This is a genomic window from Streptococcus sp. 32226D021BW (assembly GCF_053545015.1).
On the sequence record NZ_JBPPVC010000006.1, the window covers coordinates 1 to 25,031 of the forward strand.

Genomic DNA, 25,031 nt, shown 5'->3' on the forward strand with positions numbered 1-25,031 from the left:
TCCTTTGTCGTTGGCTCAAGGATAACTTTTTCTGATACGGTTGGGTTAGGCTGGCGAACACCTTTGATAGTTTGGTATGTAGTAGTTATTTCCTTGCTACCATCCTTACCTTCAACCACTACTTTTTCTTCATCCGTGTAGAGGTCAGCACTTTCACTTACCTTGGTTTCAAAGGCAATGGCTACAGTTTCCTTATCTGTTTCTGTTCCTTCAATTGGCTTGGTTCCTTTGAGAACTTCCTTTGTCGTTGGCTCAACTACTACTGTTTCAGTCACAGTTGGATTTGGCTGGCGAACTCCGTCGATTGTCACATAGGTTGTTGTGATGTTTTTACTACCATTTTTGCCTTCCGTAACAACCTTTTCTTCGCCAACATAGAGGTCAGCACTTTCGCTTACCTTGGTTTCAAATGGGATTTCAACTGTTTCTTTTACAGCCTCTGTCCCCTCAACTGGAGTTGGGCTAGCGGGTTTCGTGCCACGAGCAACAACTTGAGCTGCTGGCTGAGTAGTTACCAATTCAGTAACCGTAGGATTTGCTTGACGAACACCGTTAATGACCGTATAGGTTGTTGTAATAGTGGCAAGACCGTTTTGACCAACAGTAATGATTTTTTCTTCTCCAACTGGCAAGGTCGCATCGTCTTGATAACTAATCTCGAACGGAAGGACTTTGGTATCTTGCTCTGTTTCCGTGGTAACCACATCAACTTTCTTTGTACCAAGACGAACAATTTCCATCACTGGCAAGCTTGTTACGGAGCTTGAAACTTGCTCAGATTTAAGCAAAACACCATCAGCGTAGAAATTCTTGATAACAGTCGTTTGAACTCCGGCTTTACCAACTTGTTCCACATTTCGTGTGCCTTCAGCCAAGCTATCATCGTAGATAACTTGAGTTTCAAATGGAATAGCCTCCGTATTTGTAATCGTATCTTCCGTCAAGACCATTTCTGGAACTTCATGCTTAGGAGCCGTATCTGGAAGAGCTGTAATGGCTGGCTCTTCTGCCTTCTTGGTTCCAACTTTCACTACCTGATTAACAGGAGCCTGACTGACTGTTTCAGAAAGGACTTCTGCTTTGATGAGAAGGCCATCCGCGAATGTTTTCTTAACCTCAAAGGTCTTTTGCCCTGCCTGCCCAGCTTGAACTGTCTGCCTAGTTCCCTCTGGTAAGGTATCGTCATAGACTTCCTCTGTTTCAAAAGATATAGATTCTGTATGTGATGACACTTCTTCAGTAATCGCAAGTGCAGGAACTTCATGGGTAGGTGCCGTATCTGGAACAACTGTTATTGCTGAGTCTTCAGCCTTTTTGGTTCCAATTTCAATGATTTTTGGAGTAGTAGTTTTAGTAATTTCTGACGAAACTTCCTCTTCCTTCAAAAGCTGACCATCTGCAAATGTCTGCTTAATTGTGATAGTACGCTCACCATTTTGACCCTCTTGGATTACCTTTTCAGTTCCTTCTGCCAAGGCAGGATTTTCAACCGTCTGAGTATCAAAAGTAATCACTTCTGACTTGGTAATGATCTTTTCAAAAATCTCAACAGTTGGCAGTTGATGACTTGGTGCTGTATTCGGAACTTCCGTAACTGTTTCTTCTGTAGTATCCCTTACAGATTCTTTTTCAGGCGTTTTTTGGGCTTCCGTAGACAATTTCTCTTCTGCTCTGCTATCTTTAAAATAGCCCACATAGACATAGCCTTCAATTTCAACTGGCGCTGGCAAGGCCTGGCCTGCTGTTCTTTCTACCGCATGGTTGAACTGAGCCAAAATATGACTGGTCAAGGCCGAGCTGGTTGGTGCCAAGAAGCTTGCACCAGTAGCCGCTAATAAAATAACACCTGCAAGCTCCTTCCTCCCTTTTTTGCCAATTTTTATAGCAAGAACAAGGAGAGAAATTCCAGCAAGGGCCATTGCGCCTGTTTCCATAACACCTGTTTTCGGTAAAATTTCCGAACGACTGTTTGTATTTACAACAGTAGATGGCTTGCTTGCTCCGACCGGACGATAGACTAAATAATAATTAGCATCCGTCGCCTGTGCTAAACCTGGCAAATCCCGAATAATGAGCTCTTTTTCAGCCTCTGTTAATTCCTGCTCAGTTACATATGTATAGTTGATTGACTGAGCACTAACAGCAGGTGCAGCTGCCACGGAAGCTGCAAAAAATAGGCTTGCTACCGTTGCTGAAACAAGACCTACTGATAGTTTACGCAGTGAAAAACGCTCTTCTTTCTCATTGAAATGTTTGTTCATTATTTCTCAAATCCCCCTTAAAATATACCCTTCCATTATACTCTCTCAAGGATAAGGAAACAAGTATTACGGCTTACTGTCTACCGAAAAGCTTCTATTTGAAGCATTACAGTAGACAAATACTTAATCTGGCGTGCAACTAAAAAACGAATGAGCAATACTGAATAACATATCTTACTCAACATCACCATTCGTTTTTCAATCTCATTATTTTAGTTGTGAACCGATGCCCATTAAGCACCAATAACATCAATCTCTCTTAAAAATAGAGGAAGCCAGTAGCCAGTAACTAATAATAGTCGTTACTAGAAGAACTAGAGAGTATATCTTTGTGACTGATAAAGGAGTGCCGTTGCAACGCAATGCCTTTAATAAATCAATTCAAGCTGCCAATCAAAGATTACCAAAGCCTATCAATAAACCAATCACTTCTCACATCTTCAGACATACCCTAGTTAGCTTTCTGGCTGAAAAAGGAGTGCCATTGAAAGCGATAATGGACAGGGTAGGTCATGAAGATAGCGATACAACTATGAAAATCTATACCCACGTCACCAACAAGATGTAGGAGAAAGTTATTGAAGTTATTGATGAATTACCTTTATAATTTGCCCCCAAAATGCCCCAAAACAAAAAGAAAACCTATTGCACAACGCAGAAACGTTGGTACAATAGGCTTTTTCTTATAAATTATTTTACAGTGCGGATACGCATAGTGTTTGTTGAACCAGCAACACCTACTGGAACACCTGCAACGATAACAATATCATCGCCTGCTTCAACCAAACCTTGCTCTTTAGCAACACGCTCAGCCAAGTCAAACATATCATCTGTAGAAGCTGGTTTCTCAGTTACAACTGGAATCACACCCCAGTTCAACATCAATGATTTTTGAACCTTTTCAGTGAAAGTTACTGCCAAGATGTCTGAATCTGGACGGTATTTAGAAATAGCACGTGCTGAATAACCAGTTTCAGTAACTGTTACAACCAACTTGATATTCATTGAGTGGCAAGCATCCTTAACTGCTGATGCAACCACCTCTGTCTTAGAAGCACGGTTGAAGTTATCTGAGTTCAAACGACCGTATTCGTTCAAAAGAGTTTGTGCATTCTTAGCGATTGCTGCCATTGTGCGAACAGACTCAACTGGGTATTTACCGTTTGCAGACTCACCAGAAAGCATTGTAGCATCAGTACCGTCGATAACAGCGTTAAATACGTCTGAAACTTCTGAACGAGTTGCACGTGGTTTTTCAGTCATTGTTTCCAACATGTTTGTCGCTGTAATCACTGCTTTACCAGCTGCATTCACTTTAGTGATGATCATTTTTTGATAAACTGGAACCATTTCAAATGGTACTTCGATACCCATGTCACCACGAGCAATCATGATACCATCTGATGCTTCAATGATTTCATCAATATTGTCGATACCTTGTTGGTTTTCGATTTTTGAGAAGAGTTGAACGTGTTCGTTACCAGTTTCTTTAAGGATGTTACGCACTTCTTCTACGTCTTTTGCAGAACGAACGAATGAAATAGCGATAAAGTTCAAACCTTGCTCCAAACCGAAGCGGATGTCTGCGTTATCACGATCTGCAAGCGCTGGGAAAGGAATTTTAGTGTTAGGGATGTTTACACCTTTTTGTTTAGCAATAACGCCGTCGTTTTCAACAACTACTACAAATTCACGTTTTTCAGCATCTTTTTCAACAACAGTCAAACCAAGTTTACCGTCATCAACAAGAACTTGTTTACCAACTTCAACATCGTCAAATACATCCAAACCACCAGCAACGTTCAAAGCGATTACTTCGCGAGTTGACTTGATACCTTGCTTTGTTGCAACGCGGATTTTCTCACCAGTTGTGTAAGCAAACTCTTTAGCTTCACCTTCAAACAATTCTGTACGGATTTCTGGACCTTTTGTATCCAACAAGAAACCAACTTTTTTACCAGCGATTTCTTCTGCACGGCGTACAGTCGCCATACGATCACCTTGCTCTTGGTGGTCACCATGTGAGAAGTTGAAACGGAATACGTTAGCACCTTCAGTAATCAATTGGGCAATATTTTTCGCTGAAGCTTCAACATCTAGTTTTTCACCCCAGTAACCATCTTCACCAAATTTTTTACCGCCACGGATTTCTACCGCAGGACCAAGGGTTGCAACGATTTTTACACGTTTATTCATCTAACAAAAACTCCTTTTAAATTTACTGGTCTTATGACCCTAGTTAACAAATGTATTTGGAAATTAGAACGAGATTTCTCTGTTCAAGGTAGCAAGACCCAAGTCAGCCTTGTGTGGGTTGTTGACAATGATCTTACCATCTTCTGTCAAGCTGAACAAAGCTCCTTCTTCAGCCGTACCAAGAATTGGGTTTTCAACCATTTGCTCATTACGAATACCAACGGCAAGACCACCGCGACCCTCTTTGAGCAATTTAACAGCGTGAGCACCCATGCGTGAAGCAAGGACACGGTCACGCGCAGTTGGTGAACCACCACGTTGGATGTGACCTAGTTCCGTTACACGAAGATCACTCACATCACCAGCAGACTTCAATTCTTCAGCGAATTGGGTAACAGGCATAACACCTTCAGCTAAAACAACAATACTGTGTTTCTTACCAGTTTCATAGCCTTGCTTGATTTTAGCAACTACATCTTTGATATCAAAGTCTTCCTCTGGAACAACGATAACATCTGCACCAGCAGCGATACCAGACCAAAGAGCGATATCACCTGCATGACGACCCATTACTTCGATAACGAAAGTACGACGGTGACTAGATGATGTATCACGGATTTTATCAATGGCATCCATAGCAGTTGTAACAGCAGTATCAAAACCGATTGTGAAATCTGTACCAACGATATCGTTGTCAATTGTACCAGGTACACCGATTGCAGGGAAACCATGTTCTGTCAAACGCATAGCACCGTGGTAAGAACCATCACCACCGATAACAACAACACCTTCAATACCGTGTTTTTTCAACTGCTCAATCCCTTTAAGTTGGCCTTCCAACTTGGCAAATTCTGGGTAACGAGCAGAACCAAGGAAAGTACCACCACGAGAAATGATGTCACCAACTGAACGGATTGTCAATGGGTGAATATCTCCGGCTACCATACCAGCATAACCTTCGTTGATACCATAAACTTCCATTCCTTCTGAAATTGCTTGGCGAACAACTGCACGGATGGCAGCATTCATACCAGGGGCATCACCACCACTGGTCAAAACACCAATACGCTTCATTTCATTTGCTCCTTTAAATTTTCAATTTAACTGCCTTATTATAACACACTTAAAAAGAACTTGCTTGACTTTTTGCTATTTTTTAACGAAAAACCGTTTTCATGACAAATTCTCTCAACTCTTCCTCTAATTGAGGCGTTTTCATAACCTTATAATGCTCCGCTTGAATAGTCTGATTGGAATCTTGATAGTGGAGAATTACCGGAATACTTCCCTTATACTTTTCCAAAATCCGAGCAACTGCATGGTCATGCTCCCTGTTTTCCAACAAAATCCAAAATTTTTCCAGACTGACTGGCTCCAATTGTTCTAAAACCAGTTGCATTTGTACATCTCGTTCCTGTACCCTTCCTGTCATGTAGGCAATTGCCCCTTCTCTCAGGTCTTGAGAAAATTGGCGATAGCTTTCTGGAAAGAGTGTCACATCCAACTTTCTCTTGGTATCTGTCACTTGGAGAAAGGCCATCTGTTCACCCGTTTTCTTAGTCCGAATCAAGCGGATGGATTGAATTTGTACTAGGATGGTCACCCGACTAGCTACCACCAAATCAGCTAGGTCTGTAAGAGTTCGCTTGGACTCACGGCAGATTTTGACCAGGGGATGTGGACTAATGCCAACTCCCAACAAACCCTGCTCAAATTCGAATTTTTCAGCCTCACTAAAATCCTCTGCCTCCGTCCAGCTATAATTTTCCTCCGCAAAAAAGGTCCCAAATGCCTCAGCAAAGACAAAGAGATTGTCTAGGTTTTCTAGAATTTTCTTTCGATTGCTTTCAAACTCATCGAACAAACCGATTTGAAAAAGAGGGACCAACAGTTCTTTCTTCTTATAATTATCAGGAAGTTTCAAGACAAAATCTTCCACAGACTTGTATGGACGTTGGTCCAGTATCCAGAGGGCAAAATCCTTGGGTAGGCCCTTCAAGGTTTTCAAGCCTAGAAAAATCTGGTCCTTGTCAAACTTATCATAGTAGGGTACGGTATTGATTGATAATTTGGCGATTTTAAAGTCAAATTGCAAGGCATCTTCAATATATGCACTGCTTGAATGATTGAGCATAACGTCAAAAAAGACATCTGGATAATGGCTCTTAAAGTAGGCCATCTGAAAGGCTAGAGCCGAATAGGCATAAGCATGACTGCGGTTAAAACCATAGCCTGCAAACTTAGCCATCATGGCAAAAATTTCTCTGGCTTTTCCTTCCTCATGTCCTCGCTCACGTGCACCTGCCAGAAACTCGTTTTCCATGGCCTGCATTTCTTGTGCATTTTTCTTGGACATGGCCCTACGAAGCAAGTCGGCTTTCCCCAATGTAAAACCTGCATAAACCTGGGCTATCCGCATAACCTGCTCCTGATAAAGCATGATACCGTAGGTACCCTCTAAAATCGGTGCGATAGATGGATCCAGCAGGTCAATTCTTTCCTGCCCGTGTTTGCGTTTGACAAAATTATCCGAATAATCACTGGCCCCTGGTCGATTCAAACTGGTGGTGGCTACCACATCCTCAAAACGCTCTGGGCGAACCCGTTGCAAGAGGCTAATGGCACCCGGTTGTTCAAACTGAAAGATCCCCTTGGTCTTGCCGGCAGCAAAGAGTTCCAAGGTTTTTCTATCTTCTAAATCAATCTGGGCAATGTCAATTTCTTTCTGGTAGCGCTCTCGAACCCCTTCTGCCATTTTTTGCACAAAGGTCAGATTTCGCAAACCAAGAAAATCCATTTTGAGCAATCCATTAGCCTCAACCGCATGGGCGTCATACTGGGTCACCAGCATATCATCCCCTATTTTCAAGGGAATGGTATTTGTCAATTCCTCGTCGCTCATGACCACACCGGCTGCGTGAATGGAAGTCTGACGTGGTTGTCCCTCAATTTGCTGGGCAATGGCAAAGGCTTTTTGGTACTCGATTTTACTATTGATAATCTGTCGGAAGGCTGCGTTACGTTGATATGCTGAAGCTAGGTTGTCTTTAAATGATATTTTCTTGGTAATATTGGTCAACTCATACTCAGGAGTTCCAAAGCGTTTGAAAACATCGCGGATAGCCTGCTTGGCACCAAAAGTTGAATAGGTCACAATCTGGGCAGCATGGGTCGAACCGTAGCGGTCCCGCACATAACGAATAAAGTCAGGCCGATGGATATCTGGAATATCGATATCAATATCCGGCATGCTATAGCGTTCATTATTTAAAAAACGTTCAAAGAGCAGCTGGTGTTTAACTGGGTCAATGCCTGTAATATTCAAGGCATAGGCAACCAAACTTCCTACCGCAGAACCACGACCCATACCCATATAATAGCCCTGACTACGTCCAAAGCGGAGCAGGTCCCAGACAATCAAAAAATAATCATCAAAGCCCATCTCATGAATAATGGACAACTCTCTTTCCAGGCGTTCTTGATAGACAGCCCCCGTCAATCCTTTTTCTTCCAAGCCCTGATAGGCTTTCTCCTGCAATTCTTCCACCGCAGGTCGCTCACGGTTGAAACGAGGTAACTTCAAGTCAGTATTTAATTGGTAGGAAATACCTGCTACCAAATCACGCAGATTATCTACCGCCTGAGGAAAACGACTGGAAAATAGACTGGTTAAACTTTCAGCAGATAAAAGAATTTGTCGCTTATCCAAATCCGCCACTTGATTGAGTGGCACATTGTCCCGAATAGCATGAAGAACCTGTAAGCTCTCCAACTGTTCCTCTTCAAAGAAGCGAACAGTATGTATAGGAAGAATTGGGCCATGAAAATCTTGAACAGGTGTATCCCTTGTCACTCCGACATAGTAATCCAGCCCAATATCCAGCTCTTCAATCCCTGAAAAATAGGGAATGATGATAGCGATATCCACTAAATACTGGCGAATATCTTCAAAGTTATCCTGTCCAGTCATTTTTGCAGTCGATATTTTCAAGAGATTTCGATAGCCCTTGGTGGTCAAGGCAATCAACTGTGTCGTCAATTCTCGCTCCCGCCCCTCCAACTGCCAGTCCAATTCACAACCAATGATTGGCTGTATTCCTGCCTTCTGACAAGTTTCCATAAAACTGTAAGCCGCATATAGACTATTCTTATCCATCATCCCCAAGGCTTGGTAGCCCAGCGACTTGGCTCTCTTTACATATTCTTCAATGGTTACCATGCTATCCATAAAGGTATAGACGGTTTTTGTATCTAGTTGTGCCAGCATGGTCTTCTCCTTTTTATTTCTTCTATTATACCAAATAATCTAGGAAATTATTTTTAAGAAATTCAGTCAAAAGACTTGCAATTTTTTATGTTTTATTGTATTATTTTGTTAGAACATAGGTATTGGCAAAAAAATGCCTAGAAAGGAAAGAATAATGGCTTGGAAATTTGACAACAATATGCCCATATATATTCAAATCAGTAATACTATAAAATTACAGATTGTGACCAATCAACTAAAATCGGGAGATAAATTGCCAACCGTTCGTGACTTGGCTGAAACAGCTGGTGTCAATCCAAACACGGTGCAACGGGCCCTGTCTGATTTGGAAACAGAGGGATTTGTTTACTCGGTCCGCACAACAGGACGTTTCGTCACAGACAATCAAGAATTGATTTCACAGACCCGACTGCATTTGGCACAGAAAGAACTTGAAAACTTTGTGACCAATATGCTGGACTTGGGCTTCAATCAAGATGAATTAACCCACCAGTTAGATGATTATTTGAAAGGAGCGTCTTATGAATAACGCATATACCCTGGTAGAATTACAACAGGTTTCAAAATCCTATGGCGGAGCTGTAGCTCTCAACAATGTTAACTTGAAATTGACAGCAGGAAAGATTATTGGACTCTTGGGACCAAATGGTTCTGGTAAGACGACATTAATCAAACTCATCAACGGACTTTTGCAACCTGAGTACGGTCAAGTCCTTATCAATGGTCGTACACCTTCACCTGAAACCAAGGCAATCGTATCTTATTTGCCAGATACGACCTATCTTGATGAAAATATGAAGGTTTCTGATGCTATCACCTTCTTTACAGATTTCTATGCGGACTTTGACAAGGAACGGGCTCTTCATCTCTTGCAAGACTTGGGGATTGATATAAACAGCCGCATGAAACACCTGTCAAAAGGGAACAAGGAAAAGGTTCAGCTAATCTTGGTAATGAGCCGTCAGGCACAACTCTATGTCTTGGATGAGCCAATTGGTGGTGTTGACCCTGCTGCTCGGGATTATATTTTAAAAACCATCGTCAACAACTATTCGCCTACTGCCTCTGTTATCATCTCCACTCATTTGATTTCAGATGTTGAACAGATTTTGGACGAAGTAATTTTCCTTCAATATGGTAGCGTTATTCGCCATGAAAATGTGGATGACCTTCGTATTGAAAGTGGCGAGTCTATTGACGAACTCTTCCGCCAAGACTTTAAGGCTTAGTTAGAAGGAGATTGCTATGTTTAAGAAATTACTCAAATATGAATTTCAATCCGTTGGAAAATGGTATCTAGGAATTTATGCCGGGGCATTGGCCCTATCTGCCATACTTGGATTCTGGTTACAAGCTTTGACCATACGGACACAAGGTGGAACCAAAGCACCTGGTGGTGCTGAAATGGTCCTTTTCGGTACATTCTCAATGACCTTCGGTATCTTAATTGCAGCACTTGGTTTATCCACCTTTTTCATGGTCATCAATCGTTTTAGAAAAAATGTCTATGGCCGTCAGGGCTATTTGACCATGACCTTGCCTGTCTCCAGCCACCAAATTATCCTCAGCAAACTTGTAGCTTCATTGGTTTGGTACTTTTTAGCAGGTGTTACCATTATTCTTTCTATCGGGATTATTTTAGCGGTGCTCATGTTCGAAATTGAAGAATTTCTTGTCCCTGAGCTACAAACTCTTATTCAACAATTAGACTGGTCTGTAGTTTTTGCTCATCTATTTTATGCACTTATCGAGTCAACAATGGGAATCTTGCTCATTTACTTCTCCATATCTGTTGGTCAACTGTTTAAAGACCACCGTCTACTGTTTGCCATTTTGACCTATATTGGCATTTCAATTGTAGTTGGTGTGTTTGGAACTCTTGTTTTTACCAATTATCTAGAGAACCTTTATAATGCAGCACAACCATTATACCCAAATCCTATCTTGGCCTTGGTCAATATCATTCTGGCCTTTGCCTACTATTTTGGTACACACTTTATCATGACTAAGAAATTGAATTTGCAATAAGAAAAAGCTCTTTGCCTGTCGTTCTGACATGGCCTAGAGCTTTCTTTTTACAAATTATACTTTTGGGCTAGGACATCAAGTAAGTTTGCCTTTTCTTCTTCACTGGCAAAGCTTGCTTGGATAGCATTTCTGTTGAATAGATAAAATTCTTCCTTGGTCGTTCCAAAATACTCTACAAATAGCTGATATTCTTTATTTAGGTTTGTATTAGAAACCGTTCGATTATCAGTATTGATGGTAATCTTTGCTCCCGCTTGAACTAGCTGTTCATAGGGGAAGTCTGCTAGAGTTTGAGCAGCTCCGGTCTGGAGATTTGAAGTCAGGCACATCTCAAGCGTTGCTCCGCTATTAACAAAAGCCTGAATAGCCTCAGCGTGACCGCTAAGAGCCGTTCCGTGTCCAATCCGTTTGATACCCAAGGCCAGAGCTTGGGCTACATTGGTCACGCAACCACACTCACCAGCATGGAAGGTCATGGGGTAACCTAGAGATCGAGTGTAGTCAATCAACTCAGCCAGCTCTTGAGTTGGGTAGTCTGCTTCATTTCCAGCAAAATCAAAGCCAACCAAGCCTTTGGGTGTCAAATCAGCGATAGCAGAAAAGATTTCTCTGGTCTGACTTGGATCAGTTTGTTTCAAGCCACAGACCAAGAGCTTGGCAACTATACCAAATTCCTTCTGAGCCTTTTCCATCCCACGCAAGACGGCTTTCACAGCTTCCAGGATAGCCAAACCCTTATCAGTCGATAATTCAGGTGCAAATCGTAGCTCAATATATAGAACGCCATCTTCAGCCGCTTGGTTTAGAACATCGTAGGTTGCTATTTCCAGCGCTTCCTCAGTTTGTAGAAGAGGTCGAACAAAATCAAAGGTTTTCAAATAGGTCATCAGGCTATCAACCTTGCCCTCTATACTGACCAATTTTCTGAGTTCCTCATCCTTGTCTGGAATGGAAATTTCTGCCAGTTGGGCAAGTTGTCGGATTGCCGATAAAGATAGGGAACCATCCAAATGGCAATGCAATTCTGTCTTGGCTAATTCTTGTACATTCAACATCAACAATTCCTCTTTCGTAAGTATATTGTTAACTATCATATCACATTTTTGACAAATTACAAGATAATTTTCACAAAAAATGAACATTATTCTTTTTAGATAGTTTCAAGTGCAAGAAAAAAAGAACGATTTTCATCGTTCTTGCCATACGGAAGACATGGGATTCGAACCCACGCACGCTGTTACACGCCTACCGCGTTTCCAACACGGCCTCTTGAGCCTCTTGAGTAATCTTCCATATATGGAGCTGGTGGGAGTCGAACCCACGTCCAAACACCTGCTAACTTATTCGTCTACAACCATAGGTTATGTCTTGCTTTAACTTGGGCTCGATACATAACTCAAACCTAGCACAAGCGAGTCAGTTCATCTCTTTTGGGACAGCCTGACTCAATCCCAACGTAGCTTGTTATTTTAAGACCAATCAGCAAACACAAGCAATTCGCGACTGGTCACGCAGGCAGGTTATTAAGCTGCTAATGCGTAAGTGTTTGTATTTTTTGCAGTTATATTTAACTGGCATTTTTACATCTGCCGATGAGTTGCAGAACAAGCCTCATAATGCCTGTCGAATCCGTAACAACCCCTTAGGTTTGATACGAAAATTATTATAGCAGATTTTTTCGCAAAAAGCAAAGCTATTTTTTTACAATTTCCTTACAATTTTAAAATTTTTTGAAATATGGTACAATATAATTATGTATAAATTCTGGCAAAAAACGATCCAAGTATTGAGTGTTATTACACTTATCGGGACATTTGTGTTTCTTTTTTGGTTATATAAAATTGGTATTTTAAACGATCAAAATGCACTTTCTGAGTTCATCAAAGGTCTAGGTGCATTTGGCAGTCTTTCATTCTTAGCTATTCAGATTATTCAAGTTGTATTTCCGATTATTCCAGGCGGTGTTACGACTGTTGTGGGTTTCCTCGTATTTCATTTTTGGTGGGGATTCTTTCTCAATTATCTTGGAATTTCAATCGGTAGTATCATCCTTTTCTGGTTGGCTCGTCGCTATGGAAAGAAATTTTGTCTCCTCTTCATGTCTGAAGATACATTTTACAAATATGAAAGCAAAATTGATAATAAACGTAGTTATGAAATTTTCTTTATTCTTTGCATGCTTTCTCCCATTTCACCTGCTGATATTGTTGTCATGATTACAGGCTTAACTAGTATGAGTTATCGAAAATTTATCACCATCACTCTCCTCTGTCGTCCATTTTCCATCGTTGCCTACAGCTTCTTTTGGATTTATGGAAGCCAATTTTTACAACAAATCCTCAAATAATAGTCCAAACAGCCTTATCATCTGACAAGGCTGTTTTATTTATTCTGTAATTTTCTGATACATATACGGTCGACGATCTCTAAAGAGCCCCCAGTACAAGCGCTCACGCGCACCCTTATCCAAGTCATAAGTAGCTAGCAAGACTGCTTCTTCCTCCCGTCCCGCTTTTTCAATCAATTCACCTATTTCATCCGTCATAAAGGATGAACCATAGAAACGCAGGCTAGAAGACTGACCTCCATTTTCAACAGAAGGCTGCACTTCTTCCAAGCCAATCCGATTGGCCGCAATGACCGGGGTGATATTGGCCGCAGCATGACCTTGCATAGTTCGTTGCCAATGTCCTTGACTATCCGTGTCCAAAATCGGCTCCGAACCGATGGCTGTGGGATAAAAGAGTAATTCTGCCCCACTCAACGCCAGGCAGCGAGCCGTTTCTGGGAACCACTGGTCCCAACAAATGCCAATGCCAATTTTCGCATAACGCGTTTTCCAAACTTTAAATCCAGTATTTCCAGGTGTGAAGTAAAACTTCTCCTGGTAATAATGGTCGTCAGGAATATGGGTCTTGCGGTAAACTCCCAAAACTGTCCCATCCGCATCAATGACCGCAATGGAATTATACAGGCTATTACCATCTTTTTCATAGAAAGAAATAGGCAATACCACCTGCAATTCCTTGGCAATAGGAATAAAGTGCTGAACAGCATCATTTTCCTCTACAGACTTGGCATAGTTATAATAATCATACTGGCGTTCTTGACAAAAATAAGGACGCTCAAAGAGTTCAGGCAGGAGAATAATCTGCGCTCCCTGACCAGCAGCCTGTCTGACCAAACGCTCTGCAGTTGCCAGATTTTCCCAAAGGTCCTGACTACACTGCATTTGAACAGCAGCTACAGTAACATTTCTCATAATTTCAATCCTTTTCGTAAGTTCTTTATGGGCGATAGAATGTACCTGAGATAAGGAAAGACGGTACAGGCTATACTAGAGTATACCAAACCGACTTGACGCAATATCAGGGACATTTAGCCCCATAAAGGGGAATTTGCTGGGTAATACAATGAACATTCCCACCCCCTAGCAGGATGTCGCGAGCTGGAATGCCGACGACTTTTCTGGTTGGAAAAAGCTGCGCTAGTAGCTCAAGTGCCTGCGCATCATGCTCATCATCAAACTGGGGCACCAGAACCGCACCGTTGCTGATGTAGAAATTCACATAGGAAGCCGCCAAACGTTCGCCAGCTGTCCGTACTTCTTCCCCCGCTTCATAGACATAGCCTGGCAAATCCTCTTCTGTCACCAAAATGGGATTTTTGGGAATAGGCAGTTTGTGGACGGTCAAGTTTCTACCCTTGGCATCCACTTGCTCTTCCAAGTAGTCCCAATCTGCCTTGGACATGGCATATTGGGGGTCTGCCTCATCATCCGTCCAGGCTAAAACTATCTCAGCTGGGCCAACAAAGACCGCAACATTGTCCACGTGTTCATTGGTTTCATCATTAAAGATACCGTATGGGAGCCAGAGGACCTTTTCAGCTCCGAGAGTATCTAGAAGCACTTGCTCAATCTGGTCCTTGGTCAGATGGGGATTACGGCCTGGGCTCAGTAAACAGGATTCGGTCACCATGATGGTTCCCTCGCCGTCGCTATGGATGGCTCCTCCTTCTAGGACAAAGGGATGGGCATCATGGACTGGCAGACCGATGGCCTGACTAAATCGACTAGCCGCCTGATCATCTGCCTCATAGTCCTGATAAAGACCATCATAGCTTCCGCCCCAAGCGTTAAAGGCCCAATCGACAGACAAAGCTCTGCCATTTTCATGGACCAAGACCGTCGGACCTGTATCACGCGCCCAAGCGTCGTTGGTGGGGATGTCCAGGTAGGTTACACCATCACCCAGCATGGATTGTGCCTCCTCACGGTGTGCCTCGTCCACCAAGAGATAGACCTGCTCGCTTTCAGCAATGGTTTTAATGACCTGGCTAAAGGCTTTTTTTGCCCCCTGACCATCAAAGGGCCAGGATCCTGGGCGAGTCGGCCACACCATTAGGGTTCCATGATGGGGCTCATACTCAGCAGGCATGCGGTAACCCGCTGCTTTGGGACTTTCTATCATGACAACCTCCCCTTGAAATCTTCATAGCCAAATTCCTTGATAATACGGCAGTCGCCAACCTTGTCCATGAGGGCCAGACTAGGCAGACCAATGCCGTTAAAGGTATTATTTTTAACAAAAGAATAGATTGCCATGTCCTCAAAATAGAGCTTGTCACCAATCTCCACAGTTTTTTCAAAGGAATAATCGCCGATGATGTCCCCCGTCAGACAGGTATTGGAAGATAGTCGGTAAGTATAGGCCTTTTCACCAGCCTCAAAGCCATGACGAAGCGGTGGGCGATAGGGCATTTCCAAGACATCAGGCATATGGCAGGTAGCCGAAGCGTCTAACACTAGCGTTTCAATACCATTTTCGACAATGTCTAACACTTCTGTCACCAAATAGCCTGCATTGAGAGCAATGGCTTCACCAGGCTCGATGTAGACTTCCAACCCATATTTTTCCTGCATGTGCTGGATAGAGGCAATCAGCAATTCTACATCATAATCTTCTCTGGTCACATGATGGCCTCCGCCCATATTGAGCCATTTAATACGATGTAGATAGGGGCCGAATTTGTCCTCGACAGCTTCCAAGGTGGTTTTCAAATCATCTGAATTTTGCTCGCAGAGAGTGTGGAAATGCAGGCCATCCACCAAGTCCAGCAGGTCTTCTGAAAACTGACTGATGCGGACACCAAAACGAGAGCCTGTTGCACAGGGATCATAGAGGGCATGTTCACCTTGGGTGGAACATTCTGGATTGATCCGCAGACCAATACTTACTCCTGCTGCTCTGCATTTGTCCGCATGCTTGCGGAGCTGGCGCTCTGTGTTAAAGACAATATGGTCTGCAATCTCTAAAATCTCCTCCAAATCCGCATCCTTAAAGGCGGGGGCAAAAACATGAACTTCGCCCCCAAACTCCTCACGACCCAGCCTAGCTTCATAAAGACCTGAAGCAGTTGTTCCAGCTAAGTACTGACTAATTAGAGGATAGGTAGCATACATGGAGAAGGCTTTTTGGGCCAAAAGTACCTTACAGCCTGTACGGTCTTGGACAGACTTGAGAATTTCTAAATTATTGACCAGCTTGGCTTCATCAATGACATAGGCTGGTGTTGGAACTTGATCTATTCTCATTTAGTCCACCAAAACAGGATTTTCTACTACCTGCCAAGGTAGACCATACTGGTTGAGCAAGTCCATAAATGGATCTGGATCCAATTCTTCCAAGTTGTAAACACCAGGTTTTTTCCAAGTTCCGTCCATAACAAGTTTAGTTCCAATCATTGCAGGCACACCAGTTGTGTAGGAAATCGCCTGTGAACCAACTTCCTTGTAACATTCCTGGTGGTCACAAACATTGTAGATGTAAATAGTCTTCTCTACACCGTCCTTGATACCTGTGAAAATACAGCCGATATTAGTCTTGCCAACGGTACGAGGACCAAGGCTGGCTGGGTCTGGTAATAATGCCTTGAGGAATTGGATTGGCACCACTTCTTGTCCGTTGAAATTGATTGGGTCTGTCCGCAAAAGACCAACATTTTCCAAGCATTTCATATGAGTCAAGTAGGATTGACCGAAAGTCATAAAGAAGCGAATACGTTTGACACCTGGAATATTCTTAGCCAGCGATTCGATTTCTTCGTGGTGGAGGAGGTACATATCCTTCTGACCCACTTCTGGGAAGTCATATTCTCGCTTGATAGACATGGCTTCAACTTCCACCCATTTGCCATTTTCCCAGTAGGAACCTGGGGCAGAAACCTCACGCAGGTTGATTTCAGGGTTGAAGTTGGTCGCAAATGGATAACCGTGGTCACCACCGTTGCAATCGAGGATGTCGATATAGTGGATTTCATCAAAATAATGCTTGAGTGCGTAGGCTGAAAATACGCTGGTCACCCCTGGATCAAATCCGGACCCCAAAAGTGCTGTCAGCCCTGCTTTTTCAAAACGCTCCTTATAAGCCCACTGCCATGAGTAGTCAAAGTAAGCCGTAAAGCCCTCTTCAGCACAGCGTTTTTCATAAATAGCCCGCCATTCTGGGTCTTCTGTATCCTCACACTCGTAGTTGGCGGTGTCGATGTAGTCCACTCCAGTCGCCAAGCAGGCATCCATGATGGTCAAGTCCTGATAAGGTAAGGCAACGTTCAAGACAGCTTTGGGCTGGTAGCTTTCAATCAAGGCAATCACTTCTTCCACCTTGTCCGCATCCACTTGGGCAGTTTCAATTTTTACGGAAGTTTTTCCTTCTAAGGCAGCCTTCAAATCATCACATTTGGACTTGGTACGGCTGGCAATCATGACCTCCGTGAAGGTATCTTCTGCTTGGCAAACCTTGCTGATGGCAACTTGGGCAACTCCGCCACAACCAATTACTAACAAACGACTCATTATTTTTTCTCCTCTTCTTCTAAAATGTCTTCGACATAACGGGGCAAGAGAAATGCTCCAATATGCAAGTTTGCGGTATAGTATTCTGTGAAAAGCTGACGTGCCTTCCATTTTTCCTTATCAAAATCTTCAATGGGATGGTATTTTTTAGAGGCAAAGCCAAATAACCAATAGCCTGCCGCAGATGTCGGAATATGGGCCTGATAAACACGGCTGATAGGGAAGGACTGGGTCGCCTTTCTGTGCATGGAACGAAAGGCAGACTCATCTTCGTCATAAAATGGCGAACCATGTTGGTAAACCATGATGCCATCTTCCTTCAAAGCTCGGTAGGCATTACCATAAAATTCCTTGGTAAAGAGTCCTTCCGTATGCCCAAATGGATCTGTCGCATCATTGATGATGATGTCATATTCGTTCTCACAGTTGCGCAAGAAACGCAGACCATCTTGTAAATAAACCTCGACCCGCTCATCTTCTAAACCCGATGCATAGTCTGGGAAATACTGACGACACACTTCAACCAACAACTCATCTGGCTCTACAACGTCAATACGTTCAATTTCAGGATACATACTGAGAACTTGAGCAACTCCACCATCTCCCCCACCCAGAATCAAGATTTTCTTGGGATTGGGATGGACGGCCATGGGTACATGGACGGCCATTTCGTTGTAAACAAAATCATCTGCATCTGAAAAGAGGACACGGCCGTTAAGGGTCAAAATCTTTCCAAAGGCTGGCGAGTCCAACACAGCAATGTCCTGAAATTCACTCTTGCCAGCATAGAGCTGCTGGCTGGTGCGAATGGATAACTTGACATCTGGCGTTTGGACTTCTGAAAACCACATTTCCATCGTTAGCCCTCCTTTATAACATTGATGTAGTTGACATCTGGATCTTCCGTACCTTGGACAGAGCAGCCGCGCTCCTTGGCAAAGATGATGTAATCAACAATTTCTTGGGTCACTCGTTCACCTGGAGCTAAAAGCGGAATACCAGGCGGGTAGCACATAACAAATTCTCCACAGACCTGACCAACTGCTTCTTGCAGGGAACGGCTTTCCCGCTCTGCATAAAAGGCTTCCTGCGGTGACAAAACTAGCTGCGGCTGAATGTACTCCCCTGAAATCAAATCCGAACCATCGCGCGAATACAATCGCTTGATGTCAGCCATTGCCCCAACCAGTCTCTCGATGTCCTGCAAGCGGTCACCGATGGAAATATAGGCCAAGATATTGCCAATATCGCCAAATTCAATCTGGATGTCGTACTCATCCCGCAGCAAATCATAGACTTCAATCCCTGTCAAACCAATGCCCTGCGTATAGATGGAGAGCTTGGTTACATCAAAATCATGCACCGTTTTACCATCAATCAATTCCTTGGAATAGGCATAGTAGCCACCGATGGCATTGATTTCACGACGAGCATACTCAGACATTTCAATGACTTTTTCAAAAGACTCTTTCCCACGAAGGGCCAGATTTCTCCGTGAAATATCCAAACTAGCCAGCAAGAGATAGGAGGCAGACGTTGACTGGGTCAAGTTGATAATCTGGCGGACATACTCTACATTCATATCAGGACCGACCAATAGGAGCGAGCTCTGAGTCAGACTGCCACCTGATTTGTGCATAGAAACAGCTGCCATATCAGCCCCCACATCCATAGCCGCCGCTGGCAATTTTTCCGAAAAATGCAAATGCGCACCATGAGCCTCGTCGACTAAGACTTTCATGCCCACTGCGTGAGCTTTCTCAGTCAAGGTACGCAGGTCTGAGCAGATTCCATAGTAGGTCGGATTGTTAATCAAGACAGCAACCGCATCAGGATGCTCAGAAATAGCCCGTTCAAAGGCATCATTTTCCAAGGCAAGAGCAATACCAATCCGTGGCTCCACACTCATATCCACATAGACAGGGATGGCGCCACAGAGAACCAGGGCATTGAGGGCTGACTTGTGGACATTTCGAGGGAGAATGATTTTATCGCCCGCCTTACAGGTCGCCAGAATCATGGTCTGGACGGAAGAGGTTGTCCCTCCAACCATGAGAAAGGCATGGCTGGCGCCGAAGGCTTCCGCTGCCAATTCCTCGGCCTCTCGGATAATGGAGACTGGATGCCCTAAGTTATCCAAGGGTTTCATGGAATTGACATCAATCCCCACGCATTTTTCGCCAAGTAGTTCTACTAATTCAGGATTTCCCCGACCCCGTTTGTGTCCAGGCACATCAAAGGGAACAATCCGTTTTCGGCGTAACTGTACCAATCCCTGATAAATAGGGGCTTGGTGTTGATTTTTCATATTGAAAAACTCCTTTGCTTGATGGACTCCCACTCTTTTAAACAAGAAAAAGAGCAGGGTTCATCCTGCTCTACAATCCAAATTGACGCTTTTTATTCTTCTCTTGAGTTTATGTGCCTACCGTTTCCTACTCTCCAGTGCAAATATATACGTACTTTATTGACCGTTTCACAAGATGACGTGTGCTTTCACCACACTGACAAAATTAGAAATTAGGAAAAACTTCCCAACATCAACTTATAAAATGTAGGCTTTTAACCCTATCAATAATGTGGCTTACGCCACGCTTCGGCATTCGACCCGCCTGTCCGTAGGCTTTGGTTATGATAAATAGCAGAGCTACCCATCCCATATAGGTCTGATATTTGCTAGAATAGCTATAATTACTTTTCCTAGGCTAGTTTATTGTAACACGGAAATTTGTCTTTGACAAGTATAATTTTTAATATTTTTTATAAAAAATCCAAACATTCATAAAAAAATGGCTTCAAACGTTCGAAACCATTTTGTTTTTTTATTTAATTCCTAATGCAATTCGAGCGTAACGGCTCATTTTTTGAACTGTCCAGGCCGGTGACCAAACCAAGCGAACATCTACTTCCGTTACCTCTGGAACATCTTTTAAGACATCATGAATTTGATCGGTAATCAAGTCAGCCAAGGGACAGCCCATAGTTGTCAGAGTCATATCAATCTCGGCCTTACCTTCGATAAAACGAATTTCATAAATGAGCCCCAAATTGATAATATCAATCCCTAGCTCAGGGTCAATCACGTCTTCTAGAGCATGAAAAATACGCTCTTGAATTTCTTTTACCTGTTCTTCTGTATAGGCCATTTTTCTCTCTTTCTTTTCACTATTGCATTGTCATCTAAAGGAACAAAAATTTCATCCAAATAAGCCATGAACTATTGAAGGTTAGAAATGAAACAAACCAGGTTTGTGTCAAAACCTCCCCCGGACCCTCGCTTGTTTCAAATTTTTAGCAAGCGACCTGATAAGTGCCACCGAACTTTGTCCGCTTTCGGATTTCTAGGCGGACGTTGAGAAAGCCTATCCGTAGACTTATGCCTCGCTTTCATATTTCTAGGCTCGGCTCGGGTTAAAACACCACTGGGTTAGCCTGCTCTCTTATTTTCAAGCAGGCTTCAACAGTCTGGGAGACTGTTGAAGGTGGGAAATAGAACTGACGGAAGTCAGTAACCTTTTAGTCCACAGACCTTTGTCCGCTTTCGGATTTCTGGGCGGACGTTGAGAAAGCCTATCCGTAGGCTTATGCCTCGCTTTCCTATTTCTAGGCTCGGGTTAAAACACCACTGGGTTAGCCTGCTTTCTTATTTCTGGACAGGCTTCAACAGTCTGTGAGACTGTTGAAGGTTGGAGATAAAACAAACGAAGTTTGTGTCAAAACCTCCCCGAACTCTCGCTCGTTTCTAGTTTTCAGCGAGCGGTTAAAAACCTCCCCCAGACTCTCGCTTGTTTCAAATTTTTTGCAAGCGACCTGATAAGTACCACCTGACTTTGTACGCTTACGGATTTCTAGGCGGACGTTGAGAAAGCCTATTCGTAGGCTTATGCCTCGCTTTCATATTTCTAGGCTCGGGTTAAAAACCTCCCCCGGAGGTTTTTAATCCTCAATAAAATCTCTGAGTGGTTTGCTACGGGATGGGTGGCGGAGTTTACGAAGGGCTTTGGCTTCGATCTGGCGAATACGTTCACGAGTTACGTTGAAGACTTTACCTACATCTTCAAGAGTTCGCATTTTTCCGTCGTCCAAACCAAAGCGGAGGCGAAGAACATTCTCTTCACGGTCTGTCAGCGTATCTAGCACTTCATCCAATTGCTCACGAAGGACAACTCGAGTAGTATAGTCAACTGGATTTTCAATCACTTCATCTTCAATGAAATCTCCCAAATGGCTATCATCTTCTTCACCGATTGGGGTTTCCAAAGACACTGGCTCTTGGGCAATCTTAAGGATTTCACGGACTTTTTCAGGTGTCATATCCATACGCTCTGCAATTTGTTCTGGCGTTGGATCCTGTCCTAACTCTTGCAAGAGATTGCGTTGTTCACGAACCAATTTATTGATGGTTTCTACCATGTGAACAGGGATACGAATCGTACGAGCTTGGTCTGCAATAGCACGGGTAATGGCCTGACGAATCCACCAAGTCGCATAAGTTGAAAATTTGAAACCTTTTGAGTAGTCAAACTTGTCAACAGCCTTCATCAAGCCCATGTTTCCTTCTTGGATAAGATCAAGGAACTGCATACCACGCCCCACATAGCGTTTAGCAATGGAAACAACCAAACGCAAGTTAGCTTCAGCCAAACGTTGTTTTGCTTCAGGATCGCCAGCTTCAACTGCCAAGGCTAATTCTTGCTCTTCTTCGTTGGTCAAGAGTGGCACAACACCGATTTCTTTCAAGTACATGCGGACGGGATCATTAACCTTTGCGGACGTGCTTCCTAGCAATTCTTCGTCAGATAATTCTGGTTCTTCTTCAACCTGCAAAGCACGCGCAGATGGGTTACCTTCCTTATCCACAATCGAAATTCCTGCATCCTGAATTCGTTGGAGCAAGTCATCAATCCCATCAGCATCAAGTGTAAACGGAATAACCAGCTGGTCATTGATTTCATCATCGGTTGCCGAACCTTGTTTCTTGTGATTACGAATAAATTCAGCAACTTGCACATCAAAGGTCGTTACTTCTGTCTTTTTATCTTTTTTACTTGTCATATTTACTCCATTTGTTTTCTTTTCTCGAGCAATTTTTGTAACTCATCGAGGGCAATATCAGCATTTCCCACATGGGAATGTTCACGGATTTTCCGTGTTAGGTGTTGATTTTCCTTTCGTAACAATTCCTTGTCACGGCGAAATTCTAATTCTTCAATTTCATTTTGCGCCACTTCCTTTGGCAGACGCTCTTCCAAAATCCGATACCAGGCTTGTTGGACGGTATCATCTAACTTGGATAAGCCAAAACTACTAATCTCACCTTGATTTTTCAGTAATTCATATAATACCTGCAATTCCGGTGTCGCAAAATAAAAATCTTCTCGCAGACGAAATTCATTTAAAATATAAGGGTGCTCGACCATACGGTAAAGCAGGTGATTTTCAGTTCGGATAAGACCTGTCAGCCGGGAAATAGCCTGAACAGGCGGTGCATAGACCTGCTCTTTCTGTTGATGATAGGCTTGCTGACTTCGTTCCTGTCGCTGATGTAAGCGAACAGCATTGACAGCCTGCTCCACCTGACCGTAGTCAAAATCAGATAGGACTTCCGCAACCTTATAAATATAAGTGTTTTGTGCAGTAATCGACGAAACCCTTGCAATAATAGGAGCAATCCTCTCCACAAATTCAATCTGCATCTGCAAATTATCTGGATTTTCTGGCTTTAGATAGTCAATCAAAAATTCTACATCGCTAATCCGTGACTTAGTAAGGACTTGGCGCAAGGCCTCTTCTGAATTTTTTTGTAAAAATTCATCAGGGTCCATATTGTCAGGTAGACTAACAATCTCAACTTGAAAATCTCGTAATTCATCCAAAGCCTTCATAGTGGCAGCTTGACCAGCCCTATCACCATCATAGGTCAGAACAATTTTCTTGCAAAACTTGGCCAGATGACCAACATGCTCGCGAGTCAGAGCCGTCCCCATAGAAGCTACCGCATTGTCAATACCAGCCCGATGAGCCGCAATAACATCTAGAAATCCCTCCATCAGGTAAACTTCCCGCTGCTTTTTGATAACCGCCTTAGCTTTATCCAAATGATATAATTCGTAACTTTTATTGAAAATAGCTGTGCTACGAGAATTCTTATACTTGGCTAATTGCTTGTTCTGCAGGTCTTTTTCTGTCCAAATCCGACCTGAAAAGGCAATCACTCGACCATATTCATCGGTTAGCGGAAACATGATCCGCCCTTGAAAAGCATCGAAAATCATATTCTGCTCACTGGGATTGAAAAGACCCGAATGAAGCAGGCTATCTTCATCGTAGTTCTGAGAAAGTTTCTGATAAAGAATATTTTGTCCATCTGGTGCTAAACCTAGTTGAAAATTCTTAATAACTTCATCCGTTAAACCACGCTGATGGAGATATTGTCTAGCTTCCTCGCCCATCTTTGTCGTCATCAACAAGGCATGGTAAAACTTTGTCGCATCTTGATGGATATCATAGAGAGCTTGATGTGGATTTTCCTTCTTAGGCTGAAAATGATTGGTGGATACTTCTACCTGAAACCCAGCTTTTTCTGCCAAAATGGCTACCGCATCAGTGAAAGAAACACCTCGGGTTTCCTCAATAAATTTAAAAACATCCCCAGACTTACCGCAACCAAAACAATGATAGAACTGTTTATCCTCAATGACGTTAAAGGAAGGAGTTTTTTCTCCATGAAAGGGACAAAGACCAAGAAAATTGCGTCCAGCCTTGGTCAAAGCAATTGTTTCACCAATCACATCCACGATATTGAGGGCTTGTTTGATTTCTGTTATTTTATCTTTTGACAGCATATATCCTCCTCAACATCCTATTTGCTAATTGAAAAGTGGACACTCTTCCCTTAGTCTAACATATTCTATTTTATACCAAAAATTGAAAAATGTAAAATTTCTGAAACAAATTGCTTGTAAAATATTTTTTAATGGTTATAATATATAGAGTAAAATATTTATGAAAGGACATATTTAGGATATGTTGAAAGATTTAAAAGCGTTTTTGTTCCAAGGTAATGTTATTGACCTTGCTGTTGCAGTTATCTTTGGTGCTGCCTTCAAAGCCATCATTGATTCATTCGTTGCTGACTTGATCACACCATTGTTGCTTACTCCAGCTTTGAAAGCTGCTGGCGCAGATAAAATTGCTGACTTGAGCTGGAATGGTGTTACTTATGGTAACTTCTTGAGCGCTGTTATCAACTTCTTGATTATCGGTACTGTTTTGTTCTTCATCGTTAAGGCTGCTGAAAAAGCAATGCCTAAGAAAGAAGCAACTCCTGCTGGTCCAACTCAAGAAGAATTGCTTGCAGAAATCCGCGACTTGTTGAAAAAATAATCAATAAGATAGTGAAACAGGCCCTGTGCCTGTTTTT

19 protein-coding genes, 1 tRNA gene, 1 other RNA gene and 1 pseudogene are annotated in these 25,031 nt (G+C 42.9%); 6 read left to right on the forward strand and 16 right to left on the reverse strand.

Going from position 1 to position 25,031, the window contains the following annotated elements; all coding sequences use genetic code 11:
- The coding region (locus tag ACEE44_RS04980; protein WP_449171467.1) for a G5 domain-containing protein at positions 1-2,261 on the reverse strand (2,261 nt) is incomplete at its 3' end.
- A 310-nt stretch (positions 2,262-2,571) separates the two neighbouring features.
- On the opposite strand from ACEE44_RS04980, the pseudogene ACEE44_RS04985 reads away from it, so the two are divergent.
- Positions 2,572-2,829 (forward strand): annotated as a pseudogene (locus tag ACEE44_RS04985) (tyrosine-type recombinase/integrase); the annotation flags it as partial.
- A 122-nt stretch (positions 2,830-2,951) separates the two neighbouring features.
- Here ACEE44_RS04985 and pyk read toward each other — a convergent pair.
- From pyk to ACEE44_RS05000, 3 genes are all read right to left on the reverse strand, one after another.
- Positions 2,952-4,457: a pyruvate kinase gene (gene pyk / locus ACEE44_RS04990; RefSeq protein WP_449171468.1), complete on the reverse strand. Its 1,506-nt coding sequence runs from the start codon at positions 4,455-4,457 to the stop codon at positions 2,952-2,954.
- A gap of 63 nt (positions 4,458-4,520) precedes the next feature.
- Complete coding sequence (gene pfkA, locus ACEE44_RS04995; RefSeq protein WP_449171469.1) at positions 4,521-5,531, reverse strand: 6-phosphofructokinase; 1,011 nt, start codon at positions 5,529-5,531, stop codon at positions 4,521-4,523.
- 82 nt (positions 5,532-5,613) lie between these two features.
- Complete coding sequence (locus ACEE44_RS05000) at positions 5,614-8,724, reverse strand: DNA polymerase III subunit alpha (protein ID WP_449171470.1); 3,111 nt, start codon at positions 8,722-8,724, stop codon at positions 5,614-5,616.
- Positions 8,725-8,878: 154 nt separating this feature from the next.
- Here ACEE44_RS05000 and ACEE44_RS05005 point away from each other — a divergent pair, with 154 nt between their 5' ends.
- The 3 genes from ACEE44_RS05005 to ACEE44_RS05015 are packed head-to-tail and all read left to right on the forward strand — an operon-like array spanning position 8,879 to position 10,752.
- Positions 8,879-9,253, forward strand: coding sequence for a GntR family transcriptional regulator (locus ACEE44_RS05005; protein WP_332410560.1), 375 nt, complete (start codon positions 8,879-8,881; stop codon positions 9,251-9,253).
- On the forward strand, positions 9,246-9,953 hold the full coding sequence (locus ACEE44_RS05010; protein WP_449171471.1) for an ABC transporter ATP-binding protein: 708 nt from the start codon (positions 9,246-9,248) through the stop codon (positions 9,951-9,953). The genes ACEE44_RS05005 and ACEE44_RS05010 overlap by 8 nt, the downstream gene beginning before the upstream one ends.
- 16 nt (positions 9,954-9,969) lie before the next feature.
- Positions 9,970-10,752, forward strand: coding sequence for an ABC transporter permease (locus ACEE44_RS05015; protein ID WP_318818619.1), 783 nt, complete (start codon positions 9,970-9,972; stop codon positions 10,750-10,752).
- A 47-nt stretch (positions 10,753-10,799) separates the two neighbouring features.
- Here the strand turns inward: ACEE44_RS05015 and add are convergent, their stop codons facing one another.
- The 3 genes from add to ssrA all read right to left on the reverse strand — a co-directional run bounded on the left by add (position 10,800) and on the right by ssrA (position 12,394).
- Entirely contained in the window at positions 10,800-11,807 is a 1,008-nt protein-coding gene (gene add / locus ACEE44_RS05020) for an adenosine deaminase (protein WP_449171472.1), read from the reverse strand.
- Positions 11,808-11,956: 149 nt separating this feature from the next.
- Positions 11,957-12,044: transfer RNA gene (locus ACEE44_RS05025), tRNA-Ser, on the reverse strand.
- Positions 12,045-12,046: 2 nt separating this feature from the next.
- Positions 12,047-12,394: a transfer-messenger RNA gene (ssrA, locus tag ACEE44_RS05030) on the reverse strand.
- A gap of 111 nt (positions 12,395-12,505) precedes the next feature.
- Between ssrA and ACEE44_RS05035 the strand changes: the two genes are divergently transcribed.
- Positions 12,506-13,099, forward strand: coding sequence for a TVP38/TMEM64 family protein (locus tag ACEE44_RS05035; protein WP_449171473.1), 594 nt, complete (start codon positions 12,506-12,508; stop codon positions 13,097-13,099).
- Positions 13,100-13,138: 39 nt separating this feature from the next.
- On the opposite strand, the gene aguB is transcribed toward ACEE44_RS05035, so the two are convergent.
- The 9 genes from aguB to dnaG form a co-directional block, all read right to left on the reverse strand.
- A complete protein-coding gene (gene aguB / locus ACEE44_RS05040; RefSeq protein WP_449171474.1) occupies positions 13,139-14,014 on the reverse strand; it encodes an N-carbamoylputrescine amidase in 876 nt (291 codons plus the stop codon).
- A gap of 106 nt (positions 14,015-14,120) precedes the next feature.
- Positions 14,121-15,224 (reverse strand): agmatine deiminase, encoded by a 1,104-nt coding sequence (aguA, locus tag ACEE44_RS05045; RefSeq protein ID WP_449171475.1) that lies wholly within the window; start codon positions 15,222-15,224, stop codon positions 14,121-14,123.
- Positions 15,221-16,348: a carboxynorspermidine decarboxylase gene (nspC, locus tag ACEE44_RS05050; RefSeq protein WP_449171476.1), complete on the reverse strand. Its 1,128-nt coding sequence runs from the start codon at positions 16,346-16,348 to the stop codon at positions 15,221-15,223. The genes aguA and nspC overlap by 4 nt, the downstream gene beginning before the upstream one ends.
- Positions 16,349-17,608 (reverse strand): saccharopine dehydrogenase C-terminal domain-containing protein, encoded by a 1,260-nt coding sequence (locus ACEE44_RS05055; RefSeq protein ID WP_172100161.1) that lies wholly within the window; start codon positions 17,606-17,608, stop codon positions 16,349-16,351. It abuts the gene before it with no gap.
- Complete coding sequence (speE, locus tag ACEE44_RS05060) at positions 17,608-18,465, reverse strand: polyamine aminopropyltransferase (RefSeq protein ID WP_043024956.1); 858 nt, start codon at positions 18,463-18,465, stop codon at positions 17,608-17,610. Before speE ends, ACEE44_RS05055 begins: the two co-directional genes overlap by 1 nt.
- Positions 18,466-18,467: 2 nt before the next feature.
- Entirely contained in the window at positions 18,468-19,916 is a 1,449-nt protein-coding gene (locus ACEE44_RS05065; protein ID WP_449171477.1) for an aminotransferase class I/II-fold pyridoxal phosphate-dependent enzyme, read from the reverse strand.
- 514 nt (positions 19,917-20,430) lie between these two features.
- Entirely contained in the window at positions 20,431-20,754 is a 324-nt protein-coding gene (locus tag ACEE44_RS05070; RefSeq protein ID WP_024379411.1) for a metal-sulfur cluster assembly factor, read from the reverse strand.
- Positions 20,755-21,544: 790 nt separating this feature from the next.
- Positions 21,545-22,663: an RNA polymerase sigma factor RpoD gene (gene rpoD / locus ACEE44_RS05075; RefSeq protein ID WP_449171478.1), complete on the reverse strand. Its 1,119-nt coding sequence runs from the start codon at positions 22,661-22,663 to the stop codon at positions 21,545-21,547.
- A gap of 2 nt (positions 22,664-22,665) precedes the next feature.
- Positions 22,666-24,453: a DNA primase gene (gene dnaG / locus ACEE44_RS05080; protein ID WP_449171479.1), complete on the reverse strand. Its 1,788-nt coding sequence runs from the start codon at positions 24,451-24,453 to the stop codon at positions 22,666-22,668.
- Between the two features lie 181 nt (positions 24,454-24,634).
- On the opposite strand from dnaG, the gene mscL reads away from it, so the two are divergent.
- Positions 24,635-24,994 carry a large conductance mechanosensitive channel protein MscL gene (mscL, locus tag ACEE44_RS05085; RefSeq protein WP_449171480.1) on the forward strand — a complete coding sequence of 120 codons (360 nt, stop codon included), beginning with the start codon at positions 24,635-24,637 and terminating at the stop codon, positions 24,992-24,994.
- Positions 24,995-25,031: the final 37 nt, after the last annotated feature.